Raw genomic sequence first — 15,781 nt, forward strand, 5'->3', positions numbered from 1 at the left:
GTGGAAAGAAAAAATATTTTTTCGCTGAAATCTTTCACCCTTTTTTTTCATTTCGAGACTCTAAAGAGAAAGATCTGTTTTTATTATGGAACCGATTGCGAAAAGACTCAGCTGTTTTTTACAGCACAAAAACATGACGGCGTCTGAATTCAGCCGCTGCCTGAACTATAATAGCTGCGAAAAAGTGGCGCGCCTCTTCCGGATAGAGGGGGCTAAACCCAGCGTAGACATTGTCAAGGACATTGCGCAAAACTTTGAAGAACTGAACATCCGGTGGCTGCTCACGGGAGACGGCGAAATGCTGGACCCGGAAAAGATGCCCCGGCAGGAGATGGAGTGGGCCATCGGCCAACCCGTGCCGTAAATCAAAAACCAAATCAACCATCCCATGTTCCCTATTGAACATTAAAAAAGGGCTGCCTGGAAAGGCGGCCCTTTTACCTAACATCTACTTTAATATATCGCTTTTATCAATAACTACGTTGCACCCCATTACGCCGGGGAGGGCGTTATTTGTTTTTCCCGAAAACCGGATCAATTATACCCCGGGTTCTGGGTAAGGTTGCCCACCCGCACGTCTTCATCCGGTACGGGCAGCAGTTCATGTTTGCCGGCCCGGAAGCCCAATGGCCCCAGTTCCTGCGCGGCCAGGCCCCAGCGCACCAGGTCCAGGTAGCGGAAACCTTCAAAGGCCAGCTCCATAAACCGTTCGTTCACAATAGCCTGGAACAATGCCTGGCCGGCCGCCGTTATTTCCGGCAGGCCCGCCCGGAGGCGCACTTTTTTCAGCTCCGCCCGCGCGCGATCTTCGTTACCCGCCCGGTAGTATGCTTCCGCGGCCATTAACAACACGTCTGCGTACCGTATCAGCTTGTTATTGGTACCGTAATTCAGCGCGGCCGCGGCCCCGCCGCCGGTTTGCGTGCGGGTGGCAAACGAGCCGTATTTCCGCTGCAGGTACCCTTCGTAATCCCAGGCCGTGGGAGCCGTCCATTTACCGCCGGCGGCCGTCAGCTCCGCTTCAGACATGAGCGTTTGTTTTCTCCGCACTACATCGCCCGCGGCCACAAAGGCATTGTACAGCCTGGGTTTGGGCGTGTTAAAGCCCCAGCCCGCATTCAGCGAATCTCCGGGCGCGGGTGTATAATATTCTTCCCGGGGGCCCATCAGCTGTACATGTATGTTGCTCTCTATCTGGCGGAACGCGCCCCAGGGAAAATTATCCCACGTATACCCTTTCTTTTCCGAGAAGGGCACCTCCAGCACGCTTTCCACCCCAAACTCCCCTGCCTGCGAAAAAACATTTTTGAACGCCGTTTCCAGCCCGTACTCCCCGGAAACGATCACGTCGTTGAACTGCTCCGCCGCCTGCGGCCATTTGCCCTGGTACAGGTATATTTTACCCAGCAGCGCCTGCGCCGCGCCTTTTGACACCCGGAAGCGGTCTGCATGCGGCAGCGCGCTTTTCAGGGGCAGCTGCGGGATCACCTCCTGCAGGTCTTTTTCCAGCTGCGCGTATACATCCGCGCGTTTGGCGCGGGGAGTGGCGTTATAGGCATCTACCTGCAGGTCTTGCAAAATGAGCGGCACATCTCCCCACAAGGCCGCCAGTTCAAAATAGAAATATGCGCGCAGGGCCTTGCATTCGGCTATCATCCTTTTCTGCGTCTCCGTTTCGCCCTTTACCCGGTTAATGACCTGGTTGGCGCGGTACACGCCAAAATAATTGACCCGCCACACCCAGAGCACGCCCTGGTTCTGCGACTCGAACGTGTATTTGTCAAGCGCCTGGTAATGCGGCTGGTCTGCCGGGCCGTTGCCGCCGGCGTTGCTCTCGTCTGAAGGCAGCGTTTTCACCATTAGCGGGCTGCCCCATCCCCAGTTGTATTCCGCCTGCAGGAAATCATACACGGCAAACGTGGCGGTCACGGCATCCGCATCCGTCTGGTAATACCCTTCCAGCGGGGACCTGCCGGGCACCTCCTGGTCAAGGAAGCTCCGGGAGCAGCTGGCCAGCATGCCCAGGAAGAGTAAAACGGATGATATGACCTGTTTCAGGCTCATGGTTTAAAAACTGAAGGAAAGGCCCACTACGGCGGAGCGGGGAATGGGGTACACCCCCCTGTCCACCCCCAGGCTGTTCACGTCATTGCTGCCGGCCTCCGGGTCCATTCCTTTATATCTTGTCAGCGTAAAAAAATTGTCCAGCGACCCGTATACACGCGCATTGCGGAAACGGATGCGTTTGATCAGGCGCTCGGGCAATGTATACCCCAACTGCAACTGCCGCACACGCATATACGAACCGTCAAACAGCATCATGTCACTGTTGTATACAAACTCGCTGTTGGTATTGGGCGCAAACCATTCGTTGGTGCTGCCTTCTCCCGTCCAGCGGTCTTTATAGAAAAATTCGGGCCGGTTGGCCGTGGGCCGGTCTACGCGGTTAAACCCCATCAGCACATCATTGCCGGCCTGCCCCTGTACCAGCACCACCAGGTCAACCCCCTTGTACGCCATGCGCAGGTTGGCGCCGTACACCACGTTGGGGTGCGGGCTGCCAATGAAAGTATGGTCGCTGTTGGAGATGGTGCCGTCTCCGTCCATGTCCAGGATAACAGGGTCTCCGGGCTTGGGCGGTACGGTCATTTTGATACGCGCGGTATAGGCGTCCACCTCTTTCTGGTCCTGGAAAATACCGGCTGTTTTATAGCCGCGGAAGTACCAGATGGGGTACCCCTTTTCAAACCAGGTTGCGCGCCAGCCGGTGCCCACGTTGGAGCCGGGCAGGCGGTCTACGAACTCGTTGAGCCGGATCACCTCATTGTGAATAGTGGTAAGGTTCATGCCCAGTTCAAACGTAAAAGCGCGGGCGCTGTTGCTGCGGTACAGCAGTTCAAACTCCCAGCCTTTGTTGCGCACGTCGCCGCCGTTCACCGTGGCCAGTACATTGCCCACAAAGCTGGGCACCGTACCGGGCGTGAGCAGGCCCTTGGTGGTCTTGTTATAATAATCTACGGTAATGCTCAACCGGTTGTCGAAAAACCCCATATCCGCCCCAAAGTCCAGCTGCTCGCTGGCCTCCCATTTCAGGAAACGGTTTTCCAGGCCGGCAGGTTCCGCGCCGCTGTGGAAATTATCGTCCGCATCCGGGTAGCTGATGCTCTGCGTGGTGATGAGCGCCTGCCAGTCACCGATGTTGATATTGGCAATGCTGCCGTTTTGCCCCCAGCTGGCGCGGAGCTTCAGGTAGTTGAGCGGCAGCTGGGGGAAAAAGGCCTCGTTGGTGGCTATCCAGCCGGCGGATATGGAGGGGAAGGTGCCCCAGGTGTTCTGCGGTGGCAGCAGCGAAGAGCCGTCCCGGCGCAGGGTGGCGTTCAGCAGGTATTTGTCTTTATAATTATACTGCAGGCGGCTGTAATAAGATACCATGGAGGTGCTGGTCTGCACCCCGCCGATGCGGTCCTGGCCATCCGGCAAAAAATCGGGATAGCCAAAGTTCTTCTGTTCCTTGAACATGCCGTAGGCGCTGCCGTTGAGCCGGTTATAATTACGGCGCAGGGCGCTCATGCCCGCCAGGAGGCTGAAGTCGTGATAATTTATTTTCCGGCTGTAAGTGGCAAAGTTCTCCCATTGCCAGTTGTTCCAGTTCTCGTTGTTGTCAAATGTGCCGGGGGAAGTATTGAGGCGGCTGGCATTAAAATAAAAAGACGGCATCCAGGCATGGCTGCGGAGGAACATGGCGTCTATGCCGAAGCGGGTGGTTATTTTGATGCTGGCGAGCGGCTGCGCTTCCGCGTACACGTTGCCGGTTATTTTATGCTGCGTGGTGGTATTGTGGGTGATGTCTATCTGCGCCAGGGGGTTGCCGGCCTCTCCGAACACATAATCTGAAATGCCGTAGTAGCGGCCGTTGGCGTCTTTCACCAGCGTATACCCGTCGTCCAGCGCTTTTTGCGCGCGGGGAGACAGGGCGCCGGTGTATACCATGGGCATGGTGGGGTCCATCATGATGGCGCTGTTGATCACGGCGCCGAACTCGGAATCTTCCGATACCCCGTTCCTTTTAAAATAAGCGTAAGAGAGGCGGTTGCCCACGTTGAGCCAGGATTTCACCTGGTGGTCCGTATTGAGGCGTACCGTATAGCGGTCAAAGCGGGCTTTTTCTCCGCCTATGACCCCGTTCTGGTGGAACATGGAAGCGCCCAGGAGGTAGGTAGACCTTTCCGTGCCGCTGCTGAAGTTGAGCGAGTGGCGCTGCATGGGGGCGTTTTGCGTGATCTCGTCCATCCACGCGGTACCCTGTTTACCCGCCCATTCCGCGGGGTCGGGGATAGTGCCGGAAGTGCCCGCATCCGCCAGGTAGCGGGCGTACTGTTCCGCGTTCATCATTTTCATGGGCTTGTGAATGGACTGGCTGGCGTATTGCATGTTGTATTCCACGCGGGGCGTTGCATCCCGCTGGCCGGAGCGGGTGGTGATGATCACTACGCCGTTGGCCCCTTCCGCGCCGTAGATAGCGGCGGATGCCGCATCTTTCAGCACTTCTACAGATGCAATCTCAGAAGGGTCCAGGTATTCCATATTACCGGCGCGCATACCGTCTATGATATACAGCGGTTCGGAGGAGCCGTTGGAGCCGGTGCCGCGGATGCGCACCCGCATACCGCTGCCGGGCGAGCCGGATACGGGCAATATCATGATGCCTGCCGCGCGGCCTTGCAGGGCCTGTTCTACCCGCCCCGCGGAAACACTGGCCAGGTCCGTACCCTTTACGGAAGAAATAGCGCCGGTAACCAGGCTTTTACGGAGGCTGCCGTACCCTACCACCACCACCTCATTGAGCGCGCGGTTGCTCACATCCAGCGCCAGGTCAATATTCCGTTGGGCCGACACCGTTACTTGGCGTGATTCGTAGCCCAGCAGGTTGAAGGCCAGCACCTTGCCGGGCACCGCATCTACCGTATACCTGCCGTCCGCATCCGTTTGCGCGCCGCGCATATCGCCTTTTACCATTACCGCCACGCCGGGCAGCGGCAGCGCATTTTCGCTGTCTGTGATACGGCCGGATATCCTGACCCTTTTCACCGTGTCAGGTGCGGAACCGTGTACCGTCATGTTGGCCGCGCCCTGCAACCGGAGCAGGGCCGCGTTCTGCTGTGCATCTTCCGCCGCCTGCTGTTTGCCGGGCGCCGCCGGCCTGGGTTTGCCGTTGGGCTCTTCCCGCAGCGGCACTATGGCCCAGGTATTGGGTTGCACCGCCTGCGCCTGCAGCCCGTACGGCGTGAGCAGCGCCTTCAGCATGTCCTCCACATTGTCATATGCGGCGGGCGTGAAGTCTACCTTTACCTTTGGCAGGTTTTTAGCCTCGTACAGCAGGTCTATTTTATATGTTCTATGAATTTCCTTCAACAGTTGCAAAAGTGTTTTTTGCTGTTGCCAGGGAACCGACACATCTTGCTTTGCGCGCTGTGCCCGGCGGGCGGCGGTCACATCCTGCGGGTGGCCGGCAAGAGACCCTCCGGGAGTGATCGCTGCAACCGCAAGCAACAAGGCGCTATGCAACAATACTGTCGATTTCATAATATGGAACGGCCAGGTCAAAAATTGGGTTGATATTGATAAGCCTTACTTAACCAGTTTTTCTTTCAGGAACTGTCAGTATTCTTCGATCCGATTTTGGTATATGCTGCTCTTAATCTTTTATAGAGAACAACATCTGCTCGTCTTTAGTTTCAATATTAATGTTCATGGTGATAGACAGCGCGCGGGAAAGCTGCCTGATGTTCTCGGCATACAGGTCCCCGCTGATGGTACGCTGTTCCAGCTCCGGCGTCAGTATCACCACAGTATACCCGAACTTGTTGAGTATCATGTCGGAAATATCCGCCATGGACGTATTGTCAAAGTGGTAGCGGTGATTACGCCAGTCTGCGATCAGTTCCGTATTGATGGCTTCCTTCAGTTGCGAAAAGTTTTTCCCCACCAGCACCTCATCTCCCGGCTTCATCATGAACACGCTCTTCCCCTTGCTGATGGGCGCCTTGGCGGTCAGTTGCACCTTGCCTTCTTTTAATGACACCGTGGTGCGCTGCCCCAGCATATTTACATTAAATTTTGTGCCAAGCACTTCCACGTCTATAGCCGGCGTGTGTACAACAAAACGGGCATTGGGCGTACCTTTCCTTTTGCTGACCTCAAAATAGCCCTCTCCGTCCAGCCAAACGCTGCGGCCCTTTTCAGGGGGCCACTCCAGCGGCACGCGCAGGGTGGAGTTGGCGTTGAGAAATACGACGGAGCTGTCTGGCAGCACTACCCGTTTTATTTCCCCGTAAGCCGTATGGTATTCTTTTGTGCTGTTGGCTACAATGTGGCAATACATAAAATAAGAGGCGTACGCTAAAACGGGCAGCATGACCACGGCAGACAGGGCCATCCATACGCGGCGCCTGCCGGTACCGGTCTTTTTCCCGGAAAGGCGGGAAGCAATGTGCTGCCAGCTGGCCGCTGTGCTTTCTTCCGGCACTTCCTGCCGGCGAAAGCGGAAGGGCGGGCGGTCCTGCTCCTGCGGTGAAAATTGATCGTCCATAACGTCCGCTGTTTATTATAAGACACAACGCCGGGCGGGGGATACTCTTTTTAACCGGCTTTTTTCAGAGAATTTTTGAGAGAACAGAGAAGAACAGCCACCAGAGCGGCAATTTACCCATCTGGGCGCGCAACTGGGTAATGGCCTTGTGGGCCAGGTTGATCACGGACTGGTAGTTCACCTTCATAATGGCGGCCACTTCCGTATAGGGCAGCTCTTCGTAAAAGCGGAGGAAGAGCACTTCTTTCTGCCGTTTGGGCAACTGGTTGAGGTAACGGCTGATCTGTTGCTGCAGGGCGGCCTGCTGCTCCTGGCCGATCACGATGTCTTCCGCGGAAAATTCAATATCCGGCTCCGCGGGGGTCAGTATCTGCAGGTTACGCAGGCCTCTCAACTGGTTGAGGGCGCGGCGGCGGAGGGCGGTAAAAAAGAAAGCGCGCACATTTTGCAACGCTCCTATTTTTTCCTTTTTGTACCAGATGTGGATAAACAGCTCCTGCACCACATCCTGCGCCAGCTCTTCATCCCCGAGCATGGCAAAGGCGTACCGGTACAATACCGGATGTAATTGGCCGTGGATCTGTGCATATGCCCGGGAATTGCCAGTTCTCACTGCATTCCAATAGTCCGTAAGATCATTACCCTGATCATAGGTATCCGGCATGAGCAGAATATTCGATTTAGTCAGGTGTAAAATAAGGAATAACGGCGAAAAGATGGGCGTGAAAAGAAAAGGCACAGGCAGAAGCCCGCGCCCGTCATATTAGCAGCATATTCCTATAAGGCTTTCCCATGCCCCGCAAATGCCCTGCGGGGGTGTCTCATTGTTAATTTCATATGTGAACGTTGATGTATATATCCGGGGTGCATGAACGGGGTTATCAACGGTGCAAATGTAGGCGGTACCCGTTTGCGGGCATGCCGGTATGGCGTGAATGGACAAAATACGTGACCGGGCTGTTTATTTATTATGCCCAACCGTTTGCCCGGCAACAACACTTTTGGCCGGAAATTTGTTATCCATCCAGCAAAAACATCCAAACAATGACAAAGCAATTGATCCGCCTGTTTACTGTTTTCGGCGCAGCGGCCATGCTGCTGAGCGCTTGCGCCTCCCAGCAGGGAGCCAGTGCCCCCACTGCCAACAGCACCCACCGGGCCGCCAAGGGCAAGTGGACGCTGAACAATGTAAACTTTGAAGGCATGCCCTCCACCTCCAGGATCAGCACGGTATTTTCCAACATTCCCCCCGCCTGCCTGGAAGGCAGCCAGTGGAACCTGCCGGAGAACGGGTACGGCTCCTACGCCATCACCTCAACAGGGGAAGGCTGCAATGCCGCTACACAAAGCATCATGTGGTCTACCCGTAACGAAGGCGGCGTCATTATGTTCAAGTTCAAGGAGCTGCTGCAGGGCGTAAAGGCAAAGAACACGGCAGACGGTTACTCCGTGGAACTGTCTTCCGTAGACAATACCACCATGGTATGGCGCGCTCCCGTGAATGTTGACGGAAAAACCGCCTACATCGTATACACTTTCAACAGAAATTAAGACGGCCACCCGCTTTCAGGGGGCCACGCATTTTTATTCGAAAAAGGAAAAAACCGGGCATTTTACCTGGTTTTTTCCTTTTTAGTTATTGTATCTTTGCCCTTCGTTCAAATATTATGAAAGCATTTAACTTATTTATCAAATACCGCCTGCCTTTGGGCATTGTGCTGCTGGCGGCGGGTATTGCCCTCGGAGTTGCCTTTGGTTGGTGGGAAGCCGCCATTGTGCTGGTGCTGGCCGTTGTATGTATCGTTACGCACTTTCTTTTTGGCCCCATGCGGCTGGTACAGGAAGCCGTAGAAGCCGGCGATGTGGAAAATGCCATGCGCATCATGAACCAGATCAAATTCCCGAAGCTGCTTTATAAACCCATCCGCTCTGTATACTATTTCATGCAAAGCAACCTGGCCATGTACAACCAGGACCTTGACAAGGCGGAGGCCGCGGTGAAACAAAGCATCAAGTCCGGCAGCCCCATGAAGGAATATGAGGGCATGCAGTTTTTCCAGCTGGGCACCATTGCCTACCAGAAGAACGACATCAAAACGGCGGACACGAACCTGAAAAAGGCGGTACGCCTGGGCCTGCCCGATAAAGAGAACACGGCCGCGGCCCTGCTCACGCTGTGCTCTATTGCCATGAGCCGCCGCGATTTCAAGACCGCGAAAGACTACTTCCGCCGCGCCAAGGCGCAGAAGCCCACTACGCAACAGATCGTAGGGCAGATCAAGGAAATGGAAAAATACATCAGCCGGATGCCCGGTTGATGCAAGGAACTTTTGTATAAAAAGCTGACCCGGCCTCATAAGGGCCGGGTCAGCTTTTTATATCACATTCTGGTTAAAGCGGTATTCCCGATGCCGGTGCGATATTGCCATTCACCGGTGCCTTTGCATATGGCATGTTCTTGCCGGGTAAGCATATTGCGGTTTATGCTATGTTCCACCCCGTTCAAACATCCCTTTCCCCGCTCATTCCACCTCGCCCATCTTCTTCAACGCCTGCTCCAGGTCGGCCACCAGGTAATCCGCATCTTCCAGCCCGATGTACAGGCGCACCAGGCTGTGCCTGGGATCGTTCACGTCAAAATCTTCCGTGCGCAGCGTTGCGCAGGCAGGGAAAGCGAGGGACTCATGGCCGCCCCAGGATACGGCCATCAGAAAGTGTTGCAGGGAGTTGCAAAAAGCCTCTACCTGCCCGCGGCTGCCCGCGTTCAGCTGAATGGTGACCAGGCCCGCGGCCCCTTTCATTTGCCGCGCGGCCAGTTCGTATTGCGGAAAATCAGGGTCTAGCGGGAAGTATATTTTCCGCACCCGGGGATGGGTTTTCAACCAGCTCACCACTTTACGGGTACTGTCTGCGCTCCTTTGCAGGCGTATTTCCAGCGTGCGCAGGCCCCGCAGCAGCAGCCAGGCGTTGAACGGCGCAATGCCGCTGCCGATGTTCAGGAACTCGGAGGCAAAAATGCGGCGTATCCTGTCCCGGCTGCCCGTCAGCACACCGGCCATGGTATCGCTATGCCCGCTGATGAATTTGGTGGCGGACTGCAGGCAAAGGTCTATGCCCGCCAGGTAAGGCTGCTGGTACAGCGGGGTGCAATAACTGTTGTCTATGATGGTGGTGATATGGCGGCTGCGCGCCAGTTGGGCCACGGCCGCCACATCCTGCAGCTCAAATGTGAGGGAGTTGGGAGACTCCAGGTAGATCAGGCTGGTATGGGGGCGCAGGGCGGCCTCAAAATTGGCCGTGCGGGTGCCGTCTACAAAAGTAGTGTCTACGCCGAAGCGGGGCAATATATTTTCGAACAAGCGCCGCGCCCAGCTGTAAGGATCGCGCACGCATACCACATGATCTCCCTTTTTTACCTGCGAGAGCACGGCCGCAAAAATGGCCGCCGCCCCGCTGCTGAATACCAGCGCATCTTCAGCGCCGTCCAGCGCGGCCAGTTTCTGGCGCAAAATATCTATGGTCGGATTGTTGCCCCTTGAATACAGAAAGCCGTTGTATTCGTCCAGCAACAGGTCACGCAGGGCCGCTACCGTGTCAAAGGCAAAATTGCTGCTCTGTACAATAGGTGGAGCAATGGCATTAAAATAGTGTTCCCGCTCTTCGCCCAGCTCATTAATTATATAAGATAAATCCATATGCATAAAAACTGCCCACAAAGTACGCAACAATCCGCGTACCGGAATCATTGCGCGGCAAAACTATGCTTCCGGGTTGCCGGCCGGCCGCACCGCCCGCTTCATGAAAAAGTAGATGGGCAGCCCCACCACGAACCATACCATGCCGCTCAGGGCCTGCTCAATGTCTTTGATAAAGATGTTGACGGTAACAAACAGGTAAACGGTAATAAAAAAAGCGGGGAGCAGGGGGTACAGTTTCATTTTGTAGATGCCCGTATTGTTGAGGTGGGCGGTGTTTTTGCGGAGGATGAAAATGGTGGCGGCCGCGGAAGCCAGGCCAATGGTATCGAACAGCATCACGTACCGGATAATGTTGTCGAAATTGTTCATGAAATACAGCATGCCCACCACCATGGCGGCAAACACGGATAGCGCCACTTCCTGCACCTGCGTTTTGCTGTTTACCCGTTTGAACACGGCGGGCAGCACCCCGTCTTCCGCCATGGCGTAATACATGCGGGGGTTGCTCATCAGGTTCACATTGGCGTAGCCGAGCACGGACAGGAAGAGCAGTACGGAAGTGATCTTGAACCCGTACTCCCCGAAAAACACGGCCACCATGCGGGCGGCCAGCGCATCGGTATGTTTGAGCTGCTCAAAGCCCAGCACTTTTACATAGGCGTAGTTCACCGTAATGTACAGCAGCAGGATGATGCCGATGCCGAGAAAAATGGCTTTGGGCATGTTCCTGGACGGCTCCCGCACATCGCTGCCGAAGTTGATGGTTTGCTGGTAACCGCCATAGGTAAAGAACACGGGCACCAGCGCCGCCCCAAAAATGTAGGCCCAGCCGTGAGACACCGGCGTTACCGCCTGCGCCACGGGAGGCGCCACGGAGTTGCTGAAAGCGGCCAGGCAGAGCAGCAGCACCAGGGTGATCTTGAACACGGTGAGCACGTTCTGCCAGCTGGCGCTCATGCGGATGCCCAGCATGTTGATAATATAAAGCACAATAACGGCGGTGATGGCAATGGTCTTGCGCCCGCCTTCGTGCTGCATGGCCTCGGGCAACAGCACCGGGCCAATGTATTCCGCCCCCACCAGCGCTACCGCCGCAATGGAGGCGCCGTTGGAGATAACCAGCGTCCAGTTGATCATAAAGGAATAGGCGGGATGGAAGCCGTAAGACAGCACCTTGTAAAACCCGCCCGCCACGGGGTAACGGGAGCCTATTTCCGCATAAGTAAGCGCCCCGCAGAGCGTAACCAGGCCTCCCAGCACCCATACGGTATAGAACAGCAACGGCGTACCTGTTTCCCGCGCCACGCTGACGGGTGTTCTGAAAATGCCCATACCAATCACCAGCCCCACTACGATCATGGTAAGGTCAAAGGGACCCAGCTTTGGTTTAATACTCATGCTATACAAGATAACCGATTATTTACATAAAATATCCGTAGGTTTGCTGCCGGTAAACGGTTGCCCGGCGCGAGCCACTCGCACACAGGGCATTAATAGGGAATCCGGTGTAAATCCGGAGCTATCCCCGTAGCTGTAATCCCGCTCCCGATATAAAGGGAACGTTTTCCGGTATCTGCAACCACTGTTCCGCCCGGCGGAATGGGAAGGTACCACCGGAAAGCGGGAGAGCCAGAAGACCTGCCGCATACCTCGTATTCAGTCCGCGCTTTCGGGTGAAAAGCGGAGGGTGTATGTGCGCAACCGCATGCTATACATTTTCAATTTTCCCCCTTCCGCGCGTATAAAAATTATCAACCTGTTCACTTACATGAAAACAACGAGCTTTTCGCTGATGGCATTCAGCCTGCTGGCCCTGGGCCGGCCCGGCTTTGCGCAGGAAGACACCGCGCACGTGTCTCAACTCAACACCGTAGTTGTTACGGCTACCAAATTCGCCAAAAAACAAAGCGAGACCGGCAAGGTACTGACCGTGATCTCGCGGGAGCAAATTGAAAGGAACGTGGGCCGCACCGTTACGGACGTGCTCAACGAGCAGGCCGGCATCCTCATCAACGGCGCCGGTTCCAACCCCGGCAAAAACAAGGAACTGTATTTCAGGGGTGCTACGTCGCAATACACCACCATTTTGCTGGACGGTATTCCCGTAGGGGACGCCACGGGCCTTACCGGCAACGCCATTGACCTGCGCCTGCTGCCCATAGACGCCATTGAGCGCATTGAGATATTGCGCGGCACCCAGTCTACCCTCTACGGGGCAGACGCCATTGCCGGGGTGATCAACGTGATTACCCGCAAAGGCAGCGGCAAACCGCTGAACGGCTTCGGCAACCTGGCCTGGGGCAGCAACCGCAGCATCAAAGGCACGGCGGGGCTGCGCGGCCAGCGTGACAATGTAGACTACAACGTGGCCTTCACCCATTTTGAAACAGACGGCATTTCCGAGGCCGCCCCCTTTGATACCGTTACCAACCCGCAGTTTGACCGCGACGGTTATAAACAAAGCAGCCTGATGGCCAATTTCGGTATACAGGCCACCGAACAGCTGCGCTTTACGCCCTTCCTGATCTATTCAGATTATAAAAGCAGCTACGATGCCGGCTCTTTCCAGGACAGCAAGACCAACAACAACAAGTCCAACATGCTGCACACCGGCATGCGCGGCCTGTACGACCTGGGCAAAGGCCAGCTGCACGCCAACTTCGGCTACCAGAAAGTAACCCGCCACGATGAATCTTCCTGGGGCGTTACCGACCTGGACGGCCGCTCCTATTTCGGGGAACTGTACGCGCATTACAATATTACCGGCTGGCTGCAGGCGCTGGCGGGCGTGGAGTACCGCAAATCAGAACTGATGGACACCACGCTCATCAACACCGGCACCTTCGGCATCGGCACCCAGTACAATACCAGCCCCTACCTGTCTCTCTTCATCAAAGACCTGTACGGGTTCAGCCTTGAAGCCGGCGGCCGGTATACCCTGCATTCACAGTTCGGCAACCACTTCACGTACAGCATCAACCCTTCTTATATGATCCGGGATAAAGTGAAGCTGTTCGTCAACATTTCTACCGGTTTCAAAGCGCCTACGCTTACCTCCCTTTACAGCCAGTGGGGCAACCCCGGCCTGAAGCCTGAAAAGGCCACCAGTTATGAGGGCGGCGCACAGGCCTCCCTGCTGCAAGACAAGCTGGAACTGCGCGTTACAGGGTTCAAGAGGGATATTAAAGACGTGATCTCCTACATCAACTACCAATACGTTAACTACAACAAACAGAACGATAAAGGCGTGGAGCTGGAAGTAACCGCCCACCCGGTAAAAGGGCTTGACATCAAAGCGTTCTACACGTATGTGGACGGCGCTGTTACCACCGTGGCCGCCACGCCGGGGAAAGACACGTCTTACAACAACCTGGCCCGCCGCCCCGCCCACACCGGCGGCCTCAACATCGGCTACCGTTTCTCCAAGTTCTATGTAGGCGCCAACATCCGCCACACCGGTGACCGGGACGATATATATTACGCCCCCGGCGCCTTCACCGGCGTACCGCAACCGCTGAAAGCCTACACCATCTGGGACATGTACGCCGAGTACCGCTTCACCGGCAACGGCCGCCTGTTCCTGAACGCCAATAACATCACCAACAACCGGAAGTACTGGGAAATTTACGGCTACTCCGTACAGGGTTTCACCATGCAGGCCGGCATTGCCTTTCAACTGTAAACGCTCAATCATTTTTATATGTCAGTTAAAAACTTACAGCCCCGTTTCATAGTACTGCTGCTGTTCATTATAGTGGCAGGCGTGCTGCGCGTTACGGCAGCAGGGCATATTACGCCTTTCTCCAACTTTTCCCCGCTGGGCGCCATGGCCTTGTTTGGCGGCGCCTATTTTGCAGACCGGTGGAAAAGCTACCTGTTCCCGCTGGCCACGCTTTTTCTCAGTGACGTGATCATGATGCAAACGGTATACAAACAATACGCCAGCGGCTTCCTGTTTGACGGCTGGTACTGGAACTACCTGGGGTTTGCGGCCGTGGTGCTTACAGGGCAGCTGCTGATCAAAAAAGTACGGGTGCTGCCCATAGTGGCGGCTTCCATAGCGGCCGCCGTACTGTATTGGCTAATAGCCGATTTCGGTACATGGATGAGCCCTTCCAATATTGACATGACTACCGGCGTGGCCTACACGAAAGACTGGCAGGGGCTGATGAAGTGCTACGCCATGGGCCTGCCCTTCCTGAAAAACACATTGCTCAGTAACCTGGTATACAGCGGTATTTTCTTCGGGCTGTTTGAATACATGCAGCACAAGATACCGGCGCTGGCCGTTCACCGGTAGACGCTCCCGCCAACGGCGCCCCGTTGTTTACCAGGCAAATAGCCGGAAGGTGCATGCCAACAAGCGTCCCTTCCGGCTTTTGCCATACCGGGCAAAAAAAGCAAATGCCCTTCTTTCACTTTCATTACAGCACATTCCGCTATGACCGCTTCTTCCTTTCTCCCCGCCGCCACGCAAATGATCTATGACATGGGCCTGCAGCACCTGCTGAACGGCATCACTTTTGAATGCCCGCCCGCCGCACTGGCCGAAAAGCAGAAGGTGGTGCGCTGCGTGCTGGAAGGCAAACAATACAGCAGCGAAGAAATAGACCGCATCTTTTCCGCGTCCAAAGCGCAGGGCAAAAGCCTGTACTATGTAGATGAGCCGCTGCTGGCCGCCATAGCGCCTGATGTGATCTTTACGCAGGATGTTTGCGAGGTATGCCAGATAGATACCCATTGCACACAGCAGGCAGTGTACAAACTGCCCAAACAGCCGGAACTGGTGAGCCTCAGCCCCAATAACCTGCAGGATGTTTTTAATTGCGCCATAACCATTGGAAAGGCTTTGGGCGAAGAGGCCGCCGCCTACCGCTACCTGGCCGGCCTGCAACAGCGGCTGGACGGGGTAACGGACCGCCTGCGCGCCCACCGGGCGCCGCTGCGCCGCGTGATGATCATGGAATGGATGGCGCCGGTGTATAACTGCGGCCACTGGATACCTTACCAGGTGGCCTATGCGGGCGGGGTAGACATGCTCTCCAACCCGGCGGGAGATTCTATTGTAACACCCTGGGAAAAAATTCTCCGTTATGACCCGGAAGTGCTGGTGATAGCGCCCTGCGGCTTTCTGACAGAACGTTCCGCGGAAGAGCTGCACCTGCTTACCCGCGTGCCCGGCTGGGAGCAATTGCAGGCCGTACGCCAGCATGAAGTGTACCTGGCGGACTACGACCTCTTTACCCAACCCAGCGCCAGCACGCTGGTAGATGGCGTGGAAGTATTGGCTCACCTGTTCCACCCCGGCGTATTTGCCGCGCCGGCAGGGCTGGCGCACAAGTTCCGGGTGATGGCGCAAGTTGGCGCTGTAAGCTGATGCCCTGTGCAGCGGCAGTATAGGAGGCTGGCTGAAGCCTGCATACCGGATGCGCTGGCCTGCTGCGGGGCCGTAGAACGTTTTGCGCATTCAGCTCCAACACCATGCGCCGCTTAT

Annotated in this window: 12 protein-coding genes and 1 riboswitch; of the genes, 6 read left to right on the plus strand and 6 right to left on the minus strand. The window is 55.8% G+C overall.

All coding sequences use genetic code 11. The features are described from left to right. The first annotated feature begins 133 nt into the window (after positions 1 to 133). Complete coding sequence (locus tag D3A97_RS05285; RefSeq protein ID WP_119077359.1) at positions 134 to 364, plus strand: hypothetical protein; 231 nt, start codon at positions 134 to 136, stop codon at positions 362 to 364. Between the two features lie 170 nt (positions 365 to 534). On the opposite strand, the gene D3A97_RS05290 is transcribed toward D3A97_RS05285, so the two are convergent. The 4 genes from D3A97_RS05290 to D3A97_RS05305 all read right to left on the minus strand — a co-directional run bounded on the left by D3A97_RS05290 (position 535) and on the right by D3A97_RS05305 (position 7,253). Next, a complete protein-coding gene (locus tag D3A97_RS05290) occupies positions 535 to 2,064 on the minus strand; it encodes a RagB/SusD family nutrient uptake outer membrane protein (protein WP_119077360.1) in 1,530 nt (509 codons plus the stop codon). Between the two features lie 3 nt (positions 2,065 to 2,067). Further along, positions 2,068 to 5,412, minus strand: coding sequence for a SusC/RagA family TonB-linked outer membrane protein (locus D3A97_RS05295; RefSeq protein WP_198673873.1), 3,345 nt, complete (start codon positions 5,410 to 5,412; stop codon positions 2,068 to 2,070). A 283-nt stretch (positions 5,413 to 5,695) separates the two neighbouring features. Further along, positions 5,696 to 6,589 carry a FecR domain-containing protein gene (locus tag D3A97_RS05300; protein WP_119077361.1) on the minus strand — a complete coding sequence of 298 codons (894 nt, stop codon included), beginning with the start codon at positions 6,587 to 6,589 and terminating at the stop codon, positions 5,696 to 5,698. 64 nt (positions 6,590 to 6,653) lie between these two features. Then, on the minus strand, positions 6,654 to 7,253 hold the full coding sequence (locus D3A97_RS05305; RefSeq protein ID WP_119077362.1) for an RNA polymerase sigma factor: 600 nt from the start codon (positions 7,251 to 7,253) through the stop codon (positions 6,654 to 6,656). A 380-nt stretch (positions 7,254 to 7,633) separates the two neighbouring features. Between D3A97_RS05305 and D3A97_RS05310 the strand changes: the two genes are divergently transcribed. Then, on the plus strand, positions 7,634 to 8,140 hold the full coding sequence (locus tag D3A97_RS05310; protein ID WP_157986363.1) for a lipocalin family protein: 507 nt from the start codon (positions 7,634 to 7,636) through the stop codon (positions 8,138 to 8,140). Between the two features lie 116 nt (positions 8,141 to 8,256). Continuing rightward, positions 8,257 to 8,907, plus strand: a complete 651-nt coding sequence (locus tag D3A97_RS05315) for a tetratricopeptide repeat protein (RefSeq protein ID WP_119077364.1) — start codon at positions 8,257 to 8,259, stop codon at positions 8,905 to 8,907. 204 nt (positions 8,908 to 9,111) lie between these two features. On the opposite strand, the gene D3A97_RS05320 is transcribed toward D3A97_RS05315, so the two are convergent. Continuing rightward, a complete protein-coding gene (locus D3A97_RS05320; RefSeq protein ID WP_119077365.1) occupies positions 9,112 to 10,284 on the minus strand; it encodes a trans-sulfuration enzyme family protein in 1,173 nt (390 codons plus the stop codon). A gap of 63 nt (positions 10,285 to 10,347) precedes the next feature. Next, a complete protein-coding gene (locus D3A97_RS05325) occupies positions 10,348 to 11,685 on the minus strand; it encodes an APC family permease (protein WP_119077366.1) in 1,338 nt (445 codons plus the stop codon). Between the two features lie 40 nt (positions 11,686 to 11,725). Next, positions 11,726 to 11,947: riboswitch (cobalamin riboswitch) on the plus strand. A 108-nt stretch (positions 11,948 to 12,055) separates the two neighbouring features. Here D3A97_RS05325 and D3A97_RS05330 point away from each other — a divergent pair. The 3 genes from D3A97_RS05330 (at position 12,056) to D3A97_RS05340 (ending at position 15,664) form a co-directional block, all read left to right on the plus strand. After that, positions 12,056 to 13,969: a TonB-dependent receptor plug domain-containing protein gene (locus D3A97_RS05330; RefSeq protein ID WP_198673874.1), complete on the plus strand. Its 1,914-nt coding sequence runs from the start codon at positions 12,056 to 12,058 to the stop codon at positions 13,967 to 13,969. Positions 13,970 to 13,987: 18 nt separating this feature from the next. After that, positions 13,988 to 14,587 carry a DUF6580 family putative transport protein gene (locus D3A97_RS05335; RefSeq protein ID WP_119077367.1) on the plus strand — a complete coding sequence of 200 codons (600 nt, stop codon included), beginning with the start codon at positions 13,988 to 13,990 and terminating at the stop codon, positions 14,585 to 14,587. Between the two features lie 141 nt (positions 14,588 to 14,728). Continuing rightward, positions 14,729 to 15,664, plus strand: coding sequence for an ABC transporter substrate-binding protein (locus tag D3A97_RS05340; protein ID WP_119077368.1), 936 nt, complete (start codon positions 14,729 to 14,731; stop codon positions 15,662 to 15,664). Positions 15,665 to 15,781 lie beyond the last annotated feature (117 nt).

The organism is Chitinophaga alhagiae, from assembly GCF_003568665.1.
Classification (GTDB): Bacteria; Bacteroidota; Bacteroidia; order Chitinophagales; family Chitinophagaceae; genus Chitinophaga; species Chitinophaga alhagiae.